The following is a 20,211-nucleotide window of genomic DNA, read 5'->3' as shown; positions in this document are numbered from 1 at the left end:
GCCGTAGCGGGGTTTGGTGCGTTACAACGCGAAATTAGTGACGCGCACGAACAATCTGATATTTACGTGTCAGATACTCAACTGGCACGCTCCAGATATGCACCAGACGCGAGAACGGGAACAGCAGGAACAACGTCATACCGAGCACCAGGTGCATACGGAAAATAAACGCCACACCGTCCAGATACTGAGACGCGCCGCCGTGGAAGGTCACCACGGACTGTGCCCAGTTCACCAGCTTCATCATCTCGCTACCGTCCATATGCTGGGCGGAGAATGGAATAGTCAGCAGACCCAGCGCACACTGGATAACCAGAATGGACAGCACCAGAATGTCGGCTCCCGTGGTCGTTGCACGTACGCGTGGACTGAACAGACGACGTTTCAGCAGCAGTACGCCCCCCACCAGGCACATCACGCCGGACGCCCCGCCCGCAAACATCGCCATCTTCTGCTTCACTTCGAGCGGCAGCCACGCTTCATACATCCAGTGCGGCGTCAGCATCCCCAGGAAATGACCCGCGAAGATGCCGAGGATCCCAATGTGAAACAGGTTTGACGCAAGGTTCATCCCTTTGCGATCCAGCATCTGGCTGGAAGCCGCACGCCAGGTGTACTGACCGTAGTCGTAACGTAACCAACTGCCAATCAGAAAGACAGAACCCGCAATATACGGATAGATGTCAAAGAAGAACGTATTCAGGAAGTGCATTATTGCTGTCCTCCGGTGGTGATGTTCAGGTACTGCGGCGCAACGGCTCCGGCAAAACGACGTTGGTGAGCAGAAATTTCAGATTCACCGCACCCCTGGTCGGCAAAGAATTTCACCTGCTCTTCTTCCCAAACAGCATCCAGTGCCTGCGGCGTGTCGTCACGCGCTTCATCCGCAATCTTTTCTGCCACTTTATCGCTGTCGATAACGGTATTCGCCAGTTTTAACAGCAGATCAAACAGCACCGCGTAACGGCTTTCGCGCTGTTGCAGACGCGCACTGAGCAGCGCCAGAATCGGGGCGATATCCTGCAAGCCACCTAACGCTTCGCTTTTTGGCAACTGTGCGAGGTACTCCAGATACAGCGGCAAGTGATCTGGCAATTCGCGGCTATCGAGTTGTAGTCCGTGCTGCTCATACTGGGCCATCAGGTCAACCATCGCCTGACCGCGATCGCGGGATTCACCGTGAACATGTTCAAACAGCAGTAGCGAAGTCGCACGACCGCGGTCGAACAGTTCGCTATAGCTTGCCTGCGCATCCAGCATGTCCTGTGCAGTTAAATCGCGCAGGAAAACGCCCAGCGTCTGGGCATCCTCTTTGTCCAGGTTTTCAGATGACGCGAGTGCATCGAAAAGTTCCTGCTGATGCTGCCACAAGGCAGAATCCGGGTACTCGAGCAGACGCGAAACAATGACGAGTTCAATCATTGGTGCGGCTCCGTTTTGCTGGTCACATCGACAGCATCGATGCGGCGACTGTTGAACAGATTGAATTTAGTATCAGAACCGTGGCAACCATCACCGAAGGTGAAACCACAACCACTCTTCTCCGGGAATGCTTCACGCGCCAGTTCGCGATGGCTGCTCGGGATCACAAAACGATCTTCATAGTTAGCAATCGCCAGGTAACGATACATCTCTTGCGCCTGAGCTTCGGTCAGCCCGACCTCTTCCAGCGCGCGGGTATCAACTTTACCGTCTACGGTTTCTGCGCGTTTGTAGTGACGCATCGCCAGCATACGTTTCAACGCCCGCAGTACCGGCTGGGTATCACCCGCAGTCAGCAGGTTCGCCAGGTATTGAACCGGGATACGCAGGCTGTCCACGTCCGGCAGAATACCGTTGCTACCCAGTTCACCCGCGTCAGCGGCAGACTGAATCGGAGATAAAGGTGGCACATACCAAACCATCGGCAATGTGCGGTATTCCGGATGTAGCGGCAGCGCCAACTTCCAGTCCATCGCCATTTTATAAACCGGAGACTGCTGTGCGGCATCGATAACGCTCAGCGGAATACCATCTTTCAGCGCCTGTTCAATAACAGCCGGATCGTTCGGATCGAGGAACACATCCAGTTGACGCTGGTACAGATCTTTCTCATGCTCGGTGCTTGCCGCGCTTTCAATCGCATCCGCGTCATACAGCAGTACGCCGAGGTAACGGATACGACCCACGCAGGTTTCGGAGCACACGGTCGGCTGACCGGCTTCGATACGCGGATAGCAGAAAATGCACTTCTCAGATTTACCGCTCTTCCAGTTGAAGTAGATCTTCTTGTACGGACAACCGGTGATGCACATACGCCAGCCGCGGCACTTGTCCTGGTCAATCAGCACGATGCCATCTTCTTCACGTTTGTAGATGGCGCCGCTTGGGCAGGTCGCCACGCACGCCGGGTTCAGACAGTGCTCGCACAGACGGGGCAGATACATCATGAAGGTGTTTTCAAACTGACCGTACATCGCCTTCTGCACATTTTCGAAGTTCTGGTCTTTCGCCAGCTTCTCAAACTCGCCGCCCAGGTCATCTTCCCAGTTCGGACCTTTGGTGATTTTGTCCATACGCTGACCGGTAATCAGCGAGCGCGGACGGGCGATCGGCTGCGCCTTGCTATCAGCAGGCGCGTTGTGCAGCGTCTGGTAGTCGAAATCAAACGGCTCGTAGTAATCATCAATGCCCGGCAGATGCGGGTTAGCAAAGATTTTACCCAGCAGCAGCGCTTTGTTACCCATGCGCGGCACCAGCTTGCCGTTGATTTTACGGATCCAACCGCCCTTCCATTTTTCCTGGTTTTCCCAGTCAGTCGGGAACCCCGTACCAGGCTTCGTTTCAACGTTATTGAACCAGGCATATTCGGCACCTTCACGGCTGGTCCAGACGTTTTTGCAGGTTACTGAACAGGTGTGGCAACCGATGCACTTATCGAGATTCAGCACCATGCCGACTTGTGAACGAATTTTCATTTTACGCTCTCCTGTACCTGGTCATTGCCTTCACCATCCAACCAGTCAATGTTCTTCATCTTACGTACCACCACGAACTCATCACGGTTCGAGCCTACGGTACCGTAGTAGTTAAAGCCGTAGGCCAGATGTGCATAGCCGCCGATCATGTGGGTCGGTTTCGGCGTAATACGCGTTACCGAGTTATGGATCCCGCCACGCTGCTGGGTAATTTCTGAACCTGGCAGGTTCACAATACGTTCCTGCGCGTGGTACATCATGGTCATCCCGGCCGGCACACGTTGGCTGACAACGGCACGGGCAGTTAAGGCACCGTTACTGTTGAAAACTTCGATCCAGTCGTTATCTTCGATACCCAAATCTTTCGCATCGGCTTCACTCATCCACACAATCGGACCGCCGCGACCTAACGTCAGCATCAGCAGGTTGTCACTGTAGGTAGAGTGGATACCCCACTTCTGGTGCGGCGTCAGGAAGTTGAGTGCTTTTTCAGGGTTGCCATTGGACTTCTCGCCCATCACCTCTTTCACCGAACGAGTGTCGATTGGCGGACGATAGACCAGCAGGCTTTCGCCGAAGTCACGCATCCACTGGTGATCCTGATACAACTGCTGGCGACCAGACAGCGTGCGCCATGGGATTAGCTCATGAACGTTGGTGTAACCGGCGTTATAAGAAACGTGTTCATCTTCCAGGCCTGACCAGGTCGGGCTGGAGATGATTTTGCGCGGTTGCGCCTGAATATCACGGAAGCGAATCTTCTCGTCTTCTTTGTTCAGTGCCAGATGCGTATGGTCACGACCGGTAAATTCACTCAGCGCAGCCCAGGCTTTGACGGCAACCTGACCATTCGTTTCCGGTGCCAGGGTCAGGATCATCTCTGCGGCATCAATTGCTGTATTAAGACAAGGTTGGCCTTTCGCCGGACCTTCTGCCTTGGTGTAATTGAGCTTACGCAGCAGATCCATTTCGCTCTGGGTATTCCAGGCAATCCCTTTACCACCGTTACCGACTTTATCCATCAACGGACCGATAGAGGTGAAGCGCTCGTAAGTTGCCGGGTAATCACGCTCAACGGTCATGATGTGCGGTGCTGTTTTGCCCGGAATCAGGTCGCATTCGCCTTTTTTCCAGTCTTTCACATCCAGCGGTTGCGCCAGTTCAGCGGCGGAGTCGTGTTGGATAGGCAGCGTCACCACATCAGTTTCTTTGCCAAGGTGACCGACACAGACTTCAGAGAATTTCTTGGCGATGGCTTTGTAGATTTCCCAGTCGCTTTTCGATTCCCAGGCTGGGTCAACAGCAGCAGACAGCGGATGAATAAACGGATGCATATCCGAGGTATTCATGTCGTCTTTTTCATACCAGGTAGCCGTTGGCAGCACGATGTCGGAATACAGACAGGTGCTCGACAGACGGAAGTCCAGCGTTACCACCAGATCCAGCTTGCCGTCGAGACCATTATCCTGCCATTCCACTTCTTCCGGTTTCACGCCGCCCTGTTTCCCCAGATCCAGCCCCTGGATACCGTGCTCAGTACCCAGCAGATACTTCAGCATGTATTCATGACCTTTACCGGATGAGCCCAGCAGATTAGAGCGCCAGATAAACAGGTTACGTGGATGGTTTTTACCGTTTTCTGGTTGTTCTGCCGCAAAGCGAATAGAACCTTCTTTCAGAGATTTAACGGTGTAATCGACGGGTGTCATCCCTGCTTTTTCCGCCTCACGCGCAATGTACAGCGGGTTAGTACCCAACTGCGGTGCAGACGGCAACCAGCCCATACGCTCGGCGCGCACGTTGAAGTCAATCAAATGACCGCTGTAGCGGGATTTATCCGCCAGCGGAGACAGCAGTTCCTGCGCGGTGACCGTCTCATAGCGCCATTGGCTGGAGTGGTTATAGAAGTAGGAGGTGCTGTTCATGTGACGCGCCGGACGCTGCCAGTCGAGGGCAAACGCCAGGGGCTGCCAGCCGGTCTGAGGACGCAGTTTTTCCTGGCCCACATAGTGTGCCCAGCCGCCGCCGCTCTGACCAACACAGCCGCAGAAAATCAGCATGTTGATCAGGCCGCGATAGTTCATATCGAGGTGATACCAGTGGTTCAGACCCGCACCGACGATGATCATCGAACGTCCGTGGGTTTTATCGGCGTTATCGGCAAATTCACGGGCAATACGCACGATTTGAGAACGTGAAACACCGGTGATTTTTTCTGCCCACGCAGGGGTATACGCTTTTACGTCATCGTAGCTGGTCGCGCAGTTTTCATCGTTCAAACCACGTTCCAGGCCGTAGTTAGCCATGGTCAGGTCATAAACGGTGGTCACCAGCGCGGTAGAACCGTCCGCCAACTGCAGGCGTTTCACCGGCAACTTATGCAGCAGAACGTTTTCCAGTTCGACTTTATTGAAGTGTTCAGTTCCTTCGCCACCGAAGTACGGGAAACCGACTTCCGCGATGTCATCCTGGCTACCCAGCAGGCTGAGCTGCAGTTCGGTTTCATTACCGGATGTGCCGTCGCGCTGCTCCAGGTTCCATTTACCTTTTTCACCCCAGCGGAAACCGATTGAACCGTTCGGCGCAACCATCTCACCGTTGCTGTTAATCGCGACAGTTTTCCATTCCGGGTTGTTTTCCTGACCCAGAGAATCGACCAAATCCGCCGCACGCAGCATACGACCGGCGGCATAGTAACCGTCACGCTCTTCAAGCACGACCAACATTGGCATGTCGGTGTAACGGCGCACGTAATCGGTAAAGTACTGGCTTGGGTTGTCGAGATGGAACTCACGCAGCATAACGTGGCCCATCGCCAGCGCCATTGCGGCATCAGTCCCCTGCTTCGGTGCCAGCCACAGGTCGCAAAGCTTGGCGATTTCTGCGTAATCCGGCGTAATCGCGACAGTTTTGGTGCCTTTGTAGCGAACTTCTGTGAAGAAGTGCGCATCCGGAGTACGGGTCTGCGGTACGTTAGAACCCCAGGCGATGATATAGCTGGAGTTGTACCAGTCAGCAGATTCCGGTACGTCAGTCTGCTCGCCCCAGGTCTGCGGAGAGGCAGGCGGCAGATCGCAGTACCAGTCGTAGAAGCTCAGGCAGGTACCGCCAATCAGTGACAAGTAACGAGCACCGGAAGCATAAGAAACCATCGACATTGCCGGGATCGGAGAGAAACCAGCAACGCGGTCAGGACCATAGGTTTTCACGGTATAGACGTTAGATGCCGCAATCAGTTCGTTTACTTCCTGCCAGGACGAACGGACAAACCCGCCACGACCACGCGCTTGTTTGAAGCTTTTTGCTTTATCGGCGTCTTCGATGATGGAGGCCCAGGCGTCAACGGGATCGCTGTGCAGTCTTTTCGCTTCACGCCACATCTTCATCAGACGTTTACGCATCAGCGGATATTTGAGGCGGTTTGCGCTGTAGAGATACCAGGAATAGCTCGCGCCACGCGGGCAGCCGCGAGGTTCGTGGTTTGGCAGATCAGGACGAGTACGCGGGTAGTCAGTTTGCTGGGTTTCCCAGGTTACCAGACCATTTTTCACGTAGATTTTCCAGCTGCATGAGCCGGTGCAGTTTACGCCGTGGGTTGAACGCACGACTTTGTCATGCTGCCAACGCTGGCGGTATCCATCCTCCCAGTCCCTGTTGGTATTGAGAAGCTGGCCGTGCCCATCGGCAAAGGTTTCGCCCTTCTGTTTGAAGTAGCGAAACCGGTCCAGGAATTTACTCATCGGTTCTCTCCTGTAGGAGCCTGACGGCTCTCTGATAAATCGACATTGCTTGATTGGGAGTGAAGGTAACGCTCTGAAAGGGCGTGATAATTGATAACGATCAAGGCAGACAGGGATGAAAATAGGTGGTTAATTTTCGCATACCCCTTAAGTAGGATATTGATATTTAATATAATTAATTGATTTATAAATGGATTTTAAAAACAACTTCTCGTGCAAATGTTAAATTCTTTACAAGTGGGTATTAAGGGGTATCCCCCCTGCCTGGCATAGTGAGAGCACTGTTCTCACAGGCAGTTGTTGTGTCATAACATATAAGTATGTTGTAACTAATTACAAGCAAAAAAAAGCGCGGTATAACGCCGCGCAATGGATAATCAACCTACACTTCATCCTTCAAACTGCTTCTGCGTTGGCTGCGCTCGTTCTCCCCAGTCACTTACTTCAGTAAGCTCCTGGGGATTTCTCACTTGCCGCCTTGATGCAGTTAGAATGATTTTGTGTATACCTCTTTTTTACTTTTTAGAATGACGTCCGTATACCACCCAGGTGATGACCACACAAGCGACATAGAAGATCAGAAATACTTTCATCGCACCGACCGGAGAACCGGTTAATGCCAGAGATGTACCAAACGCTTTCGGAATAAAGAAGCCGCCAATCGCGCCAATCGCAGAGATAAAGCCCAGCGCCGCTGCCGTGTCAGTCGCTGCTTCACGCATCGCTTTCTCTTCAGAGCCGCCTTCCGCTTTCACCCTGTCCATTGTCAGTTTACGGAAGATGACAGAGATCATCTGGAAGGTTGAACCACTACCCAGACCGGCCGTCAGGAACAGCGCCAGGAATACCGCGAAGAAGGCAATAAAGTTACCACCTACCCCATCGGTTGGCAGGGTCAGGAACAGCAAGGCACTGAAGACTGCCATCAACACGAAGTTAACCAATGTCACACGCGTCCCGCCCAGACGGTCGGAGATTGCTCCCCCGGCAGAACGCGCCAGTGCACCAATCAGCGGGCCAAAGAAGGCGTAATGCAGGATCTGCACTTCCGGGAACTGCGTTTTTGACAGCATCGCGAAACCTGCGGAGAAGCCGATGAAAGAGCCGAAGGTTGCCAGATACAGCAGGCTCATTATCCACAGATGCCCGCGTTTCAGCACCGGCAATTGCTCTTTTAACGACGCTTTCGACGTTGCCAGTTCGTTCATACCGAACCATGCGGCCAGCGTGAAAATTGCGAGGAACGGTACCCAAATCCAGGCGGCATTGGCCAGATACAGCTGCGTGCCGTCCGGTTGTTCAACGCCGTGGCTGCCAAAAGCGGCGAAGATGGACAGTGAGACCACCAGCGGCGCAACCAACTGCATCACGCTGACGCCCATATTGCCCAGACCACCGTTCAGCCCCAATGCACCACCCTGCTTCTGCTTAGGAAAGAAGAAGCTGATGTTTGCCATGCTGGAAGCAAAGTTTGCACCGGCAAAGCCGCACAGCAGGGAGATAATAATGAAGGTACTGAACGGCGTGGTGGTATCCTGCACAGCAAAGCCTAACCACACGCAGGGGATTATCAGGATACCTGTGCTGAATGCCGTCCAGCGGCGACCACCGAACAGAGGAACCATAAAGGAGTACGGTACGCGCAGCAGTGCGCCGGAAACTGAAGGCAATGCCGTCAGCATAAACAGCTGCTCAGTGGTAAAATTGAATCCCACTTTCGGTAAGTTCACCGCCACCGCGCTAAATAACATCCATACGCAAAACGCCAGCAGCAAGCAAGGGACTGAAATCCACAGGTTACGGCTGGCAACTCGTTGACCACGCTGTTCCCAGAAGGCGGGATCTTCCGGCCGCCATTCTGTGATTACAGATCCAGATGCCCTTTCCGGGGCAGATGAGTGACTCATAGACACCTCTGATACTTGTTTCGATGCCTGCAACATTAGGGTTTACAGCGGGGGGTAAGTTGATATAAATCAAAGGAAAAGGTGTCATTATTAACGCCTAAAATTTATCATTACCCTAAATGAGTACATAACTTCGGTAAAAAAGATGTGGTTTTTCACGCTTCTGTCGCACCCTACTCCCCGACGTCCGGGATCTCTCCCCCTGTCGGCAATTAAGGGGTAGCCCGTTTGAGGTATGGGTATACTCCAGTGTATCGCTGAGAATAGCGGCACTGCCTGCAGCAGAATCGTCATTCAATAAGGTTTTCTGCTCTCTGAAAACCCGAAGGAAGAAGTCACATGTTTAAACGTTGTCTTTCCCCGCTTACGCTGGTCAACCAGGTGGCGCTGATTGTTTTACTGTCTACCGCGCTTGGCGTGGCGGGTATGGCTGTCTCCGGCTGGCTGGTACAAGGCATTCAGGGTAGCGCTCACGCGATCAATAAAGCCGGCTCGCTACGTATGCAGAGCTACCGTTTGCTGGCTGCCGTACCGCTGGACGCCAGCGATCAACCGCTGCTGGATGAAATGGAACAAACAGCGTTTAGCCCTGAACTGACTCGTGCTGCACAGCGCGACGGCCAGCAGACCCAGTTAAAGGCATTGCAGGATTACTGGCACACCGAACTGGCACCTGGGCTTAAACATGCCCAAACGGGTGATGCGGTCGCCGACGACGTTTCACGCTTTGTGACCGGACTGGATAAACTGGTTACCGCCTTTGATCATACTACCGAATTACGTATCGAACGCGTCGTCCTGCTGCATCGCCTGATGGCCATATTTATGGCACTGCTGCTGGTATTCACAATCATCTGGCTGCGCGTACGCCTGCTGCAGCCGTGGAAACAACTGCTGGCGATGGCGCGCGCCGTCAGCCAGCGTGATTTTACGCAGCGTGCGCATATCAGCGGACGTAATGAGATGGCGGCACTGGGTTCGGCGCTGAACAATATGTCCGAAGAATTGGCCGAAAGTTACGCCGTACTGGAACAGCGGGTGCAGGAAAAAACCGCGGGTCTGGAACATAAAAACCAGATCCTCTCTTTCCTGTGGCAAGCCAACCGCCGTCTGCACTCACAGATACCGTTGTGTGAGCGGCTTTCACCGGTACTCAACGGGTTGCAAAACTTAACGCTGCTGCACGATATTGAGTTGCGGGTTTATGACCTGGAAGATGAAGATAATCATCAGGAATTTACCTGCCAGTCGAATACCAGTTGCGATGAAAAAGGTTGTCATCTGTGCCCACGAGGCACACTGCCCGCCATTGAAGGTGGCACTACGCTGAAATGGCGGCTGACCGATGCGCATACCCAGTACGGTATTCTGCTCGCCACCTTGCCGTACGGGCGTCATCTCAGTCACGATCAGCAGCAACTGGTCGATACTCTGGTTGAACAACTCACCGCAACACTGGCGCTGGACAGACACCAGGAACGTCAGCAGCAGTTGATCGTGATGGAAGAGCGTGCCACCATTGCTCGCGAACTCCATGATTCTATTGCACAATCGCTCTCCTGTATGAAGATGCAGGTCAGTTGTTTGCAGATGCAGGGCGACGCGCTCCCGGAAAACAGCCGTGAGTTGCTAAGTCAGATTCGTAACGAGCTGAACGCCTCCTGGGCACAGCTACGTGAATTGTTGACGACCTTCCGTTTGCAGTTGACTGAGCCTGGGTTGCGGCCTGCGCTGGAAGCCAGTTGCCAGGAATACAGCGCTCGCTTTGGTTTTACGGTGAAGCTGGATTATCAGTTGCCGCCGCGGCTGGTCCCTTCACATCAGGCGATCCACCTGCTGCAGATTGCCCGTGAGGCCCTGAGTAATGCGCTTAAACACTCTCAGGCCAATGAAGTCATCGTGACGGTGGTGCAAAATGGCAAACAGGTCAAACTGACAGTTCAAGATAACGGCTGCGGCGTACCGGAAAACGCCGAACGCAGTAACCACTACGGCATGATTATAATGCGCGACCGTGCGCAGAGCTTGCGCGGCGATTGCCGTGTACGCCGTCGCGAGACGGGCGGTACTGAAGTTGCTGTCACTTTTATTCCCGAAACAAACTTCACAGAAGTCCAAGGAGATACCCATGAGTAATCTGGAACCGGCAACCATCCTGTTGATCGACGATCATCCGATGCTGCGCACCGGTGTAAAACAGCTTGTCAGCATGGCGTCCGATATCACCGTGGTCGGCGAAGCCAGTAATGGCGAGCAGGGTATCGAGCTGGCTGAATCCCTTGATCCCGATCTGATCCTGTTAGATCTCAACATGCCGGGTATGAACGGTCTGGAAACGCTTGATAAGCTACGAGAGAAATCTCTGTCCGGACGCATTGTCGTTTTCAGTGTTTCCAATCATGAAGAAGACGTAGTGACCGCCCTGAAACGCGGTGCTGACGGCTATCTGTTGAAAGACATGGAGCCAGAAGAGCTACTGAAGGCGTTGCAACAGGCTGCCGCCGGTGAAATGGTGCTGAGCGAAACCTTAACCCCGGTTCTGGCCGCCAGCCTGCGCGCTAACCGTGCGACCTCCGATCGTGATGTAACTCAGTTGACGCCACGTGAACGCGATATTCTTAAGCTCATCGCCCAGGGTCTGCCTAACAAGATGATTGCTCGCCGCCTCGACATCACCGAAAGCACGGTAAAAGTGCATGTGAAGCATATGCTGAAGAAAATGAAGCTTAAATCACGCGTTGAAGCCGCGGTATGGGTGCACCAGGAACGCATCTTCTGATAACGCGAGTATTAACGAGGATCATTTCCTGAAACGGCATTAAACGGTTCGGCCAGTGATAGCGTGATCTCATTGGAAGAGACACGCTGGCCCTGCTCGTCTTCCACGACGACGGACAGCCGCCAACGGTTGGTTGCTCCTTCACTGCTATCCCACTTCGGCATAATAATCGTCCAGCCCTGCGCACTGCGAGGATGGCTCCCGGCCGTTAAACTCAATGCTTTCGTGTCTCCCTGCCATGTCAGATGACGGATGCCATACTGACTACGCACCTGTAATTTCAACGCTACCGTCTCGCCGGGTTTCAGATCCCACGGCGGTGTTGTCAAAAATACAGATAAGGTTTTACGCTGGCGATACTCAAGCGTTGGCACGCTGTTACGCTGAGGATCGTCATAACGACTCCCGCCCAGCGATCGGCTGTTTGCGACTTCACTCACCATTAACTGTTTTTTTAGCGCAACGCCAAAACGATAATTGAGGGTCAATCCCAGATTATTTTGGCTTATCCCGCTTTCGCCCTGTTTATGCTGCGCGGTCACCGTAATCAGCGGCACTGGCGTATAGCTCAGTCCCAGGTTTACCGCCACCGGGTTGCGGTAGCCCGTTCCCGAGTGGAAAAGGTCTACCCGATCGCCAAAATATTGCTCGACGCTGACGCTGGTATTGAGATGCTCGTAAAAAGGTAACCGCATCAACGCAGTAAGATCGTAGCCCCGCGCCATCCTTTGTTCCTGTGTTGAAGAACGATTCTGCCACGAGGAAAACGGCTGGTAGTAGTTGGCGGATAGCCGCAGATACTCTCCCCACGCCTCGGCGCCAAACCCGCCGCGCGGCAGATTTTCATCCAGCAGGTTATCGTAAAAGGTGTTGTAGCCCAGCAACCAACCATCGCGTATGAAGCGTTGTCCAATCCCCGCATTACTCACCAGCCCTTCGTCACGTTGCGTAAGCCCCAACTGACTCCAGGTCAGAAAGCGTTGATTATCCTGCCACGGAATAAACCAGCTTCCCCGACTGCCGGTAAAGCTGCCTTCTTTATCCACCTGCAGCCCAACGCTGGCATTCCCCCACGGAGAAAGCCAGGATTCAAGCTGTTGATTCACCTGCTCACTGACCGTGTCACGCACCTGGCCAAACGCGAACTGCTTCGCTTGCTCGCCAGTATCAAGGCCGTTATCGGTCATGCTGGCTTCCCCAAACGCTTTAACCATTTCGGCAAAGTGCTTTTCGCCTGCCCGCGACTCCGGCGCCATACCGAGATCGGGCAAGCCATCACTATTGTTATCGAAAGGGTTTTCCGCCTGGTGAATAAAAGACGATTGCGCGCTGGCAGTACCGCCTGCAAACGGCAAGAGTGAGAATACTGCGAGAGATAAATAAATATTACGGCTCAAATCGTTAGTGGTTTCTTACATCAATTAGCCACAGCGGCATACTTATCTTAAACCATAACGTCTTCAGCATTGATTTTCAGCCCTTCCTTCCTTTTTCGGCATTATCCTGGCATCGGGAAATAGGTGTAACATACGTGTCAGTTATTAACGTTCACATGCAGCAACAGGAGTAAAAATGCAAAAGATAGTGATCATCGCCAACGGTGCAGCCTATGGAAGCGAGTCGTTATTCAACAGTCTGCGTCTGGCCATCGCTCTGCGCGAGCAGGAGGGCAGCCTCGACCTGCGTCTGTTTTTAATGTCGGATGCCGTCACTGCAGGGCTGCGCGGGCAGAAACCGGGGGAGGGTTATAATATTCAGCAAATGCTGGAAATCCTGACAGCACAAAACGTTCCGGTAAAACTCTGCAAAACCTGTACCGATGGCCGCGGGATCACCGCACTGCCGTTAATTGATGGCGTTGAAGTCGGTACGCTGGTGGAACTGGCTCAGTGGACGCTGGCAGCAGATAAGGTTTTGACCTTCTGATGCCAACACTTTCAGGCAAGCGTACTGAAAGTGCCGGTAATTTCCCGATTTAATCTCAGATGGGCGCGGTTTCGTTAAACGTAAGCTCGCCCTTTCAACCCTTTTAAGGGATTTTGTCATTTTTGTTTAATCGTTATGCCATTTTTTGATCAAAATCAGCATCCTGCCCCCTCCCCTTTGGTGTTATGCAATGAGTGAAATGTGAACAACATCACGCAGCACTTTCAACAGAAAGTACGTTGTTTTCAAGAACGGGGTGAAAAATGGCATTAGTGAAGGCAAGTTTGAAATTATTCGGTGGAGATACGGTGGTGGTACGCTGTTCTGAGCGCTGTCATATCCATCTGATGAGCGAGAAAAATCACGTCAAAGACACGCAGTCTGACATCTTAAGCGTGCAGGATCGTGATAACGCATGGCTTACCGTGCCCTATACCGGCATCTGGAATGTGCTGATCGACAGCCACAGCCAGTCTCTGGAGCATTCAATCAGTTATATTGCAGCCTGATGATGTACTGCCCGAAAGCATCTACGCTTATCGGGCACACAACAGATAACCCGGCAACGCTTAGGCAAATCCGGGTCGCATGACGCCTTCCGGCAGGTTCTCTCCCAACAACCTTCTGACCGTAATCACCAGATCGTTAAGACAGTCATCCTGCATCCCCAACTTCACCAATTCCTGTTCCAGCGAGAACAGATATTGCGCGTTGGTTCCCAATGGCCCACTGGCAGAAGCAATAAGCGGTGCGATAACCTGAGCACGGGTATCGGACTCAAACAATGGATGTCGCGGATCCATAATAAAGACCAGCGCACTCACCGTTCGGCCATCATCAAGCGCCAACTGGCACCAGGTGGGCAGATAGCATCCGGTGATCATTTCACGCTTCCACAGCAAAGAAAGCTCTTGTTCCAGCGACGCGTTCGGCAGACGGTAGGCTACACCAGTAGTGCGTCCGCCCTCTTTTAAGGCCAGCATACGTCCTGGCTGACCGGCCGTTCCTCGCCCTGCCGTCAGGCGCAAACAAAATGCGCGATGCCAGCCGACTAACGTCCCGGTACAGGACTCTTCAAACTCTAACGCCGGATTCCACATCAACGATCCATAACCAAAGATCCACACCGGTCCATCATCTGGACGGCAGGCAAGCGTGGCGGCCAGTGAGGCTGCCCGTTGTTCCGCCGACCAGAGTAGTGATTCTTCAATATCACCAAATGCCGTCTTACAGTCAGCATTCAATAAAAAATCACGCGTTAACACCTTACACCTCCGCCACTGCGACTTCCCTGCAACAACTTTTTTGACGCCTTCCAGGCTTTTTTACTGCTCATTTTGAAACCAATACCAGGACAATAGGCAATTCACCGCCTGCATGCAAGGCAACAAAGGCTCAACGGCACTTTATATTCTCTTTTTATGTCCCGGCCTGGCACGACCGTCAGCATATCATCGTGTGCTATTTTGATTGATTTAGAAACCTAACATCTTGTTATTCAAATGCTCTCTAAACAAGACACACCATTTTGCTCGCTTTGATGCAAAAAATGGTCCATGCCGTAAAATTACGTAAAATCAGATCGGAAATACCGAAAGATCTGTTATTTTTTACATTCTTTAATACATTTATAATTATAAGCACCTGCAGAGATGGAGAATTAATTACATGACACATGCACATGAGGCGGTAAAAACCCGCCACAAGGAGACCTCACTCGCCTTTCCGGTTTTGGCGCTGGTAGTACTGTTCTTTTGGGGGAGCAGTCAGTCACTACCAGTGGTCATCGGCATTAACGCACTAGCCCTTATTGGTATATTAAGTAGTGCATTCAGCGTTGTCCGTCATGCAGACGTATTAGCTCACCGACTTGGTGAACCCTATGGCTCGCTGATCCTCAGCCTTTCGGTGGTTATTCTCGAAGTCAGTTTAATTTCCGCATTAATGGCAACCGGTGACGCCGCGCCCACGCTAATGCGCGATACGCTCTATTCAATCATTATGATCGTAACCGGTGGGCTGGTCGGGTTTTCATTACTGTTGGGTGGTCGCAAATTTGCTACCCAGTATATGAACCTGTTCGGTATTAAGCAGTATTTAATTGCTCTATTCCCGCTGGCCATTATCGTGCTGGTATTCCCGATGGCATTACCGGGAGCGAATTTCACCACCGCGCAGGCACTGTTGGTAGCCTTAATTTCAGCAGCAATGTACGGCGTATTTTTGCTGATCCAGACCAAAACACACCAGAGCCTGTTCATTTACGAACATGAAGATGAGGGGGACGGCGATGACCCACATCACGGTAAACCTTCAGCGCACAGCAATCTGTGGCACGCCGCCTGGCTTGTCATCCATTTGATTGCCGTTATTGCCGTCACCAAAATGAATGCCAATCCGCTGGAAACATTACTTACTGAGCTGAATGCACCAGTGGCATTTACCGGTTTCCTGGTGGCGTTGCTTATTCTCTCCCCTGAGGGTTTAGGTGCGTTGAAAGCAGTACTGAACAATCAGGTGCAGCGAGCGATGAATTTATTCTTCGGCTCAGTACTTGCCACCATTTCACTGACCGTACCCGTCGTCACACTGATTGCCTGGGCAACAGGGAATGACCTGGTGTTCGCGCTGGGCGCACCAGAGATGATTGTCATGGTTTCTTCGCTGGTGCTGTGCCATATCTCCTTCTCCACCGGACGCACCAATGTGCTCAACGGTGCAGCACATCTGGCACTGTTTATCGCCTACCTGATGACAATATTCGCCTGATAAAAAAAGCCGGACACCGACACAACTTGTCGGGTCCGGCTTCTTATTTCCTTTCGTAGACCTGATAAGCGCAAGCTCTGTCAGGCACACAAAATGAATTAGTTCTCAGTATCCAGCTCGTCGAAGCTTTTCACCAGGTCATCTATGGCTTTAATCTGCGTCAGGAACTGTTCCAGTTTCGCCAGCGGCAGCGCGGATGGGCCATCGCATTTCGCATTGGCTGGATCCGGATGCGCTTCAATAAACAGACCTGCCAGGCCTACCGCCATACCGGCACGCGCCAGTTCAGTAACCTGCGCGCGACGACCGCCGCTTGCTGCGCCAAACGGATCGCGGCACTGCAGCGCATGGGTCACGTCAAAAATCACCGGTGAGTTGCCGGAGACTTTCTTCATCACGCTGAAGCCCAGCATGTCCACAACCAGGTTGTCATAACCAAAGTTCGCGCCACGGTCGCAGAGAATAACCTTATCGTTACCGCCTTCATGGAATTTATCCACGATATTACCCATCTGACCAGGGCTTACGAACTGCGGTTTCTTCACGTTGATAACGGCACCGGTTTTCGCCATCGCTTCTACCAGATCGGTCTGACGAGCAAGGAATGCCGGCAGCTGAATCACATCCACCACATCGGCAACAGGCTGTGCCTGGCTGGCTTCATGAACGTCGGTGATCACTTTTACGCCAAACGTCTGCTTCAGTTCCTGGAAGATTTTCATCCCTTCTTCAAGGCCCGGTCCACGGTAAGAGTGGATGGAAGAACGGTTGGCTTTATCAAAGGAGGCTTTGAACACGTAAGGGATACCCAGCTTTTGAGTAACGGTTACGTAGTGCTCACAAATGCGCATCGCCAGATCGCGGGATTCCAGCACGTTCATTCCGCCAAACAGCACGAACGGCAGGTCATTTGCCACGTTGATGTCGCCAATGCTAACCACTTTTTGTTTCATAGGATCGCCTTAAACGGTAGGTAAAGTGTCATTAATCAATGCAATACAATTTGTTTGTGCGAAATAGTATTAATCTGCGCACGGATCATTTCGCTGATCGGGTCTTCCGGACACTGTTCAACGAAATAGCTTAAATCTGTCAGCGCAACATGTTCACATTCCAGCTGCGCGTAAATCAATCCACGATCGCGTATTTCATACGGATCCTCAGGATTAAACTGCAGTAATGCTTCGCTGGCTCGCAGCGCCAGTTCCATTTGCCGCTCTTCCATCAGTGATGATTTCAGCGTGTCGAGCAGTTTGCGGATCACTTCCGCGTTATCCGCTTCATCCAGGTCCTCGTTAAATAACTCCGCAACCGGGCTGATATTCCCCTTCAACCACACTTCCAGCGTGTGTTCATTTAATGTTTCGCCATTGAACGGATTGATTAGCCACATTTCGCCATCGAGCGATTCAATACGCAGGATGAGTTGTGTCGGGAAAATCACCGGTACCAACGGCAGTTCCAGTCGGTTGGCAATCCACAATAAGATCGCCCCCAGCGACACAGCGCTGCCCTGACGGTTTTTCAGAACCTGGTCAAGCCATAGTGCATCAGAAAGACGATAGACGCCGTGGGTGTCCGTAAAACCCCATTCGCCGTAAAAAAGTGCCAGCAGTTTTTCCAGTTGCTCATCCTGAGACAGGAGCTGGCTAATTTCTTCTTGCGCCAGACCAACCAGACGTTCCAGTTCGTCATAGACAGTTTGTGTTGGAAAATCCAGACGGATAGACTCCGACGCCAGGATCATCCCATCACACAACGGCGCTTTATTAAATTCGAAATCAGCTAACGACCTCATGACTTACCCCAGTAACGGTATTTTTGTGGTGGCGAGTTTAATGATGATGTACAGCACCACCAGCGCCAGCGGAAATGCGATTAATCGCGCCTGCTGGCTGCGCGCCCGACGGTAATCGAGCGCAATAAAACCCAAAACGATGTAAATGATAACCCCAAACAGCTTTTCAGTCAGCCATGTCCCCTGTTCGGTGAATGGCAGGATGTGCGTTTTAGCAATCAACGCCACGCCGCTGAGAAGTAAAACGGTATCAATGATCGGTGGCAGAATACGCGTCCAGCGCGATGATGCAAGGCGCGTATTGGTAGAACGCCACCAAAAACGCAACGTGAGTAGCCCGACAGAAAGCGCGATGCTAACGAGATGAATAGTAAGTAGTGTGCTGAACGAATTCATGATGGGATGCGCCCAAGCGTAATCCGCTCGTTGCCGCCATAGTCACGACAGGTTTCAACCGCCTGATAACCTGCGCGGGTAAACGCGTCGCGTACCGCCTCACCCTGCTGCCAGCCATGTTCCAGCAACAGATAACCGCCGGGCGTTAGCATGTGTCGAGACTGGTCAATGATATGCACGATATCCGCCATACCCTGCTCGCCCGCCACCAGTGCCGATAGCGGCTCAAAACGTACATCGCCCTGCGCCAGGTGCGGATCCTGCTCATCGATGTACGGCGGGTTACTAACGATCATCTCAAACTGCTGCCCCTGCAAAGCACTAAACCAGTCGCTTTGCAACACACGCACATTGTCGATGGCCAGATGCTGTTTGTTGCGGTTTGCCAGGTCTACGGCATCCGGCATGCGGTCAACCGCGGTCACCGTGCAATCCGGACGCTCAGACGCCAGCGCCAGCGCAATGGCACCCGTACCGGTTCCCAAATCGAGAATACGACACGCAGAGGCAGGCAGACGAGCCAGCGCCTGCTCAACAAGACACTCAGTATCCGGGCGTGGAATAAGCGTAGCCGGAGAGACAAACAGCGGCAGCGACCAGAACTCGCGCACGCCGGTCAGATGTGCTACCGGCTCACCCCGCTGACGGCGTTCCAGTAATGTATCGAGCCGTTGACGCTGCGCCTCGGTTAACACCGTTTCGCCGAACGCCAGAATAAAGGTGCGCCCCTTACCGGTGACAAACTCGAGTAAAATCTCGGCGTCACGTCGCGGGCTTTCGCTTGCCTGTAATTGGCTTATCGCTTCACGCAGCCAGTGCTGATAGTCCATTAATCCTGCTCGGACAACGCCGCCAGTTGGTCGGCCTGGTATTCCTGGACGATTGGCTCAATAAGCATATCCAGTTTACCTTCCATCGCTTCATCCAGACGGTAGAGCGTCAGGTTAATGCGGTGATCGGTCACACGCCCCTGCGGGAAGTTATAGGTGCGGTTGCGATCGCTGCGATCGCCGCTGCCCAGCAGGTTGCGACGTTCGGAGGCTTCCGCCTGTTGACGCCTGGCCACTTCGGCGGCACGAATACGCGCCCCCAGCACCGACATCGCTTTCGCTTTGTTTTTATGCTGCGAACGTTCGTCCTGACACTCCACCACGATGCCGGTTGGCAAGTGGGTAATACGAATAGCGGAGTCGGTGGTGTTAACGTGCTGACCCCCAGCGCCGGATGAGCGGAAGGTATCAATACGCAGATCGGCTGGGTTGATATCCGGCAGTTCTGCTTCCGGCAGTTCCGGCATCACCGCGACCGTACAGGCAGAAGTATGGATACGTCCTTGAGATTCGGTCGCCGGTACGCGCTGTACGCGATGGCCGCCGGACTCGAATTTCAGTCGACCATACACGCCATCACCGCTGACTTTGGCAATAATTTCTTTGTAGCCACCATGTTCGCCTTCGTTGGCGCTCATGATCTCTACCCGCCAGCGACGCGATTCAGCGTAACGGCTGTACATGCGGAACAGATCGCCGGCAAACAGCGCCGCTTCATCACCACCGGTTCCCGCACGCACTTCGAGGAAGGCGTTACGTTCATCATCAGGATCGGTTGGCAGCAGCAGAACCTGCAGATGCTGTTCCAGTTGTTCACATTTTTCCTTTGCTTCGCGCAGTTCATCCTGCGCCATTTCACGCATTTCAGGATCGTCGAGCATCATCTGTGCCGTTTCGATATCGTCCTGAACCTGTTGCCAGTCCGTAAAACAACGGGAAACATCACTTAATTGCGCATATTCGCGCGACAATGCACGAAAGCGTTCCTGGTCTGCGATAGTTCCCGCATCACCGAGCAGCGCCTGAACTTCTTCATGGCGTTCATGCAGGGCTTCCAGTTTGGCAACGATAGAAGGCTTCATAGGCGTAAATGCACCCTGTAAAAAATG

17 protein-coding genes are annotated in these 20,211 nt (G+C 52.8%); 5 read left to right on the top strand and 12 right to left on the bottom strand.

Annotated elements, in window-relative coordinates:
- Positions 1–34: 34 nt before the first annotated feature.
- From narI to I6L54_RS12075, 5 genes are all read right to left on the bottom strand, one after another.
- Positions 35–712 carry a respiratory nitrate reductase subunit gamma gene (gene narI, locus I6L54_RS12095; protein ID WP_040233221.1) on the bottom strand — a complete coding sequence of 226 codons (678 nt, stop codon included), beginning with the start codon at positions 710–712 and terminating at the stop codon, positions 35–37.
- Positions 712–1,422, bottom strand: a complete 711-nt coding sequence (gene narJ / locus I6L54_RS12090) for a nitrate reductase molybdenum cofactor assembly chaperone (RefSeq protein ID WP_005126387.1) — start codon at positions 1,420–1,422, stop codon at positions 712–714. Before narJ ends, narI begins: the two co-directional genes overlap by 1 nt.
- A complete protein-coding gene (gene narH, locus I6L54_RS12085; protein WP_040233224.1) occupies positions 1,419–2,957 on the bottom strand; it encodes a nitrate reductase subunit beta in 1,539 nt (512 codons plus the stop codon). The genes narJ and narH overlap by 4 nt, the downstream gene beginning before the upstream one ends.
- Positions 2,954–6,697, bottom strand: a complete 3,744-nt coding sequence (locus I6L54_RS12080; protein ID WP_040233225.1) for a nitrate reductase subunit alpha — start codon at positions 6,695–6,697, stop codon at positions 2,954–2,956. The genes narH and I6L54_RS12080 overlap by 4 nt, the downstream gene beginning before the upstream one ends.
- A gap of 515 nt (positions 6,698–7,212) precedes the next feature.
- On the bottom strand, positions 7,213–8,604 hold the full coding sequence (locus I6L54_RS12075) for a NarK family nitrate/nitrite MFS transporter (protein WP_005126378.1): 1,392 nt from the start codon (positions 8,602–8,604) through the stop codon (positions 7,213–7,215).
- A gap of 339 nt (positions 8,605–8,943) precedes the next feature.
- Between I6L54_RS12075 and narX the strand changes: the two genes are divergently transcribed.
- Positions 8,944–10,740, top strand: a complete 1,797-nt coding sequence (gene narX / locus I6L54_RS12070; protein ID WP_040233228.1) for a nitrate/nitrite two-component system sensor histidine kinase NarX — start codon at positions 8,944–8,946, stop codon at positions 10,738–10,740.
- Positions 10,733–11,383: a two-component system response regulator NarL gene (narL, locus tag I6L54_RS12065; protein WP_040233229.1), complete on the top strand. Its 651-nt coding sequence runs from the start codon at positions 10,733–10,735 to the stop codon at positions 11,381–11,383. Before narX ends, narL begins: the two co-directional genes overlap by 8 nt.
- Positions 11,384–11,394: 11 nt before the next feature.
- Here narL and I6L54_RS12060 read toward each other — a convergent pair whose 3' ends face one another.
- Positions 11,395–12,780, bottom strand: coding sequence for a YchO/YchP family invasin (locus I6L54_RS12060; RefSeq protein WP_072041495.1), 1,386 nt, complete (start codon positions 12,778–12,780; stop codon positions 11,395–11,397).
- Positions 12,781–12,955: 175 nt separating this feature from the next.
- Here I6L54_RS12060 and I6L54_RS12055 point away from each other — a divergent pair, with 175 nt between their 5' ends.
- Together I6L54_RS12055 and I6L54_RS12050 are read left to right on the top strand one after the other, a co-directional pair.
- On the top strand, positions 12,956–13,309 hold the full coding sequence (locus I6L54_RS12055) for a DsrE/DsrF/TusD sulfur relay family protein (RefSeq protein WP_005126372.1): 354 nt from the start codon (positions 12,956–12,958) through the stop codon (positions 13,307–13,309).
- Between the two features lie 263 nt (positions 13,310–13,572).
- Positions 13,573–13,818 (top strand): DUF1883 domain-containing protein, encoded by a 246-nt coding sequence (locus I6L54_RS12050; protein ID WP_003020763.1) that lies wholly within the window; start codon positions 13,573–13,575, stop codon positions 13,816–13,818.
- Positions 13,819–13,878: 60 nt separating this feature from the next.
- On the opposite strand, the gene I6L54_RS12045 is transcribed toward I6L54_RS12050, so the two are convergent.
- Entirely contained in the window at positions 13,879–14,574 is a 696-nt protein-coding gene (locus I6L54_RS12045) for a gamma-glutamylcyclotransferase (protein WP_005126370.1), read from the bottom strand.
- 403 nt (positions 14,575–14,977) lie between these two features.
- On the opposite strand from I6L54_RS12045, the gene chaA reads away from it, so the two are divergent.
- The gene (chaA, locus tag I6L54_RS12040; RefSeq protein WP_005126368.1) at positions 14,978–16,078 is read left to right on the top strand and encodes a sodium-potassium/proton antiporter ChaA; all 1,101 of its coding nucleotides are present in this window, start codon (positions 14,978–14,980) and stop codon (positions 16,076–16,078) included.
- Between the two features lie 98 nt (positions 16,079–16,176).
- Here chaA and kdsA read toward each other — a convergent pair whose 3' ends face one another.
- The 5 genes from kdsA to prfA are packed head-to-tail and all read right to left on the bottom strand — an operon-like array spanning position 16,177 to position 20,184.
- The gene (gene kdsA / locus I6L54_RS12035; RefSeq protein WP_003020772.1) at positions 16,177–17,031 is read right to left on the bottom strand and encodes a 3-deoxy-8-phosphooctulonate synthase; all 855 of its coding nucleotides are present in this window, start codon (positions 17,029–17,031) and stop codon (positions 16,177–16,179) included.
- Between the two features lie 35 nt (positions 17,032–17,066).
- On the bottom strand, positions 17,067–17,876 hold the full coding sequence (gene sirB1 / locus I6L54_RS12030; protein ID WP_005126366.1) for an invasion regulator SirB1: 810 nt from the start codon (positions 17,874–17,876) through the stop codon (positions 17,067–17,069).
- 3 nt (positions 17,877–17,879) lie between these two features.
- Positions 17,880–18,272, bottom strand: coding sequence for an invasion regulator SirB2 (gene sirB2, locus I6L54_RS12025; protein ID WP_040233231.1), 393 nt, complete (start codon positions 18,270–18,272; stop codon positions 17,880–17,882).
- Entirely contained in the window at positions 18,269–19,102 is an 834-nt protein-coding gene (prmC, locus tag I6L54_RS12020) for a peptide chain release factor N(5)-glutamine methyltransferase (protein WP_040233233.1), read from the bottom strand. Before prmC ends, sirB2 begins: the two co-directional genes overlap by 4 nt.
- A complete protein-coding gene (gene prfA / locus I6L54_RS12015; RefSeq protein ID WP_005126363.1) occupies positions 19,102–20,184 on the bottom strand; it encodes a peptide chain release factor 1 in 1,083 nt (360 codons plus the stop codon). The genes prmC and prfA overlap by 1 nt, the downstream gene beginning before the upstream one ends.
- Positions 20,185–20,211 lie beyond the last annotated feature (27 nt).

This window comes from Citrobacter pasteurii (assembly GCF_019047765.1).
Taxonomy (GTDB): Bacteria; Pseudomonadota; Gammaproteobacteria; order Enterobacterales; family Enterobacteriaceae; genus Citrobacter; species Citrobacter pasteurii.
Note: the sequence above shows the minus strand (reverse complement) of the source record. Positions and strands in the feature narration are given on the sequence as shown.

Coding starts and splice junctions, on each gene's coding strand:
- sirB2 (WP_040233231.1), bottom strand. CDS start 18,272: ATGAATTCGTTCAGCACACTACTTACTATTCATCTCGTTAGCATCGCG.
- prmC (WP_040233233.1), bottom strand. CDS start 19,102: ATGGACTATCAGCACTGGCTGCGTGAAGCGATAAGCCAATTACAGGCA.
- narL (WP_040233229.1), top strand. CDS start 10,733: ATGAGTAATCTGGAACCGGCAACCATCCTGTTGATCGACGATCATCCG.
- sirB1 (WP_005126366.1), bottom strand. CDS start 17,876: ATGAGGTCGTTAGCTGATTTCGAATTTAATAAAGCGCCGTTGTGTGAT.
- I6L54_RS12075 (WP_005126378.1), bottom strand. CDS start 8,604: ATGAGTCACTCATCTGCCCCGGAAAGGGCATCTGGATCTGTAATCACA.
- I6L54_RS12055 (WP_005126372.1), top strand. CDS start 12,956: ATGCAAAAGATAGTGATCATCGCCAACGGTGCAGCCTATGGAAGCGAG.
- I6L54_RS12080 (WP_040233225.1), bottom strand. CDS start 6,697: ATGAGTAAATTCCTGGACCGGTTTCGCTACTTCAAACAGAAGGGCGAA.
- chaA (WP_005126368.1), top strand. CDS start 14,978: ATGACACATGCACATGAGGCGGTAAAAACCCGCCACAAGGAGACCTCA.
- kdsA (WP_003020772.1), bottom strand. CDS start 17,031: ATGAAACAAAAAGTGGTTAGCATTGGCGACATCAACGTGGCAAATGAC.
- narI (WP_040233221.1), bottom strand. CDS start 712: ATGCACTTCCTGAATACGTTCTTCTTTGACATCTATCCGTATATTGCG.
- prfA (WP_005126363.1), bottom strand. CDS start 20,184: ATGAAGCCTTCTATCGTTGCCAAACTGGAAGCCCTGCATGAACGCCAT.
- narH (WP_040233224.1), bottom strand. CDS start 2,957: ATGAAAATTCGTTCACAAGTCGGCATGGTGCTGAATCTCGATAAGTGC.
- narJ (WP_005126387.1), bottom strand. CDS start 1,422: ATGATTGAACTCGTCATTGTTTCGCGTCTGCTCGAGTACCCGGATTCT.
- I6L54_RS12050 (WP_003020763.1), top strand. CDS start 13,573: ATGGCATTAGTGAAGGCAAGTTTGAAATTATTCGGTGGAGATACGGTG.
- narX (WP_040233228.1), top strand. CDS start 8,944: ATGTTTAAACGTTGTCTTTCCCCGCTTACGCTGGTCAACCAGGTGGCG.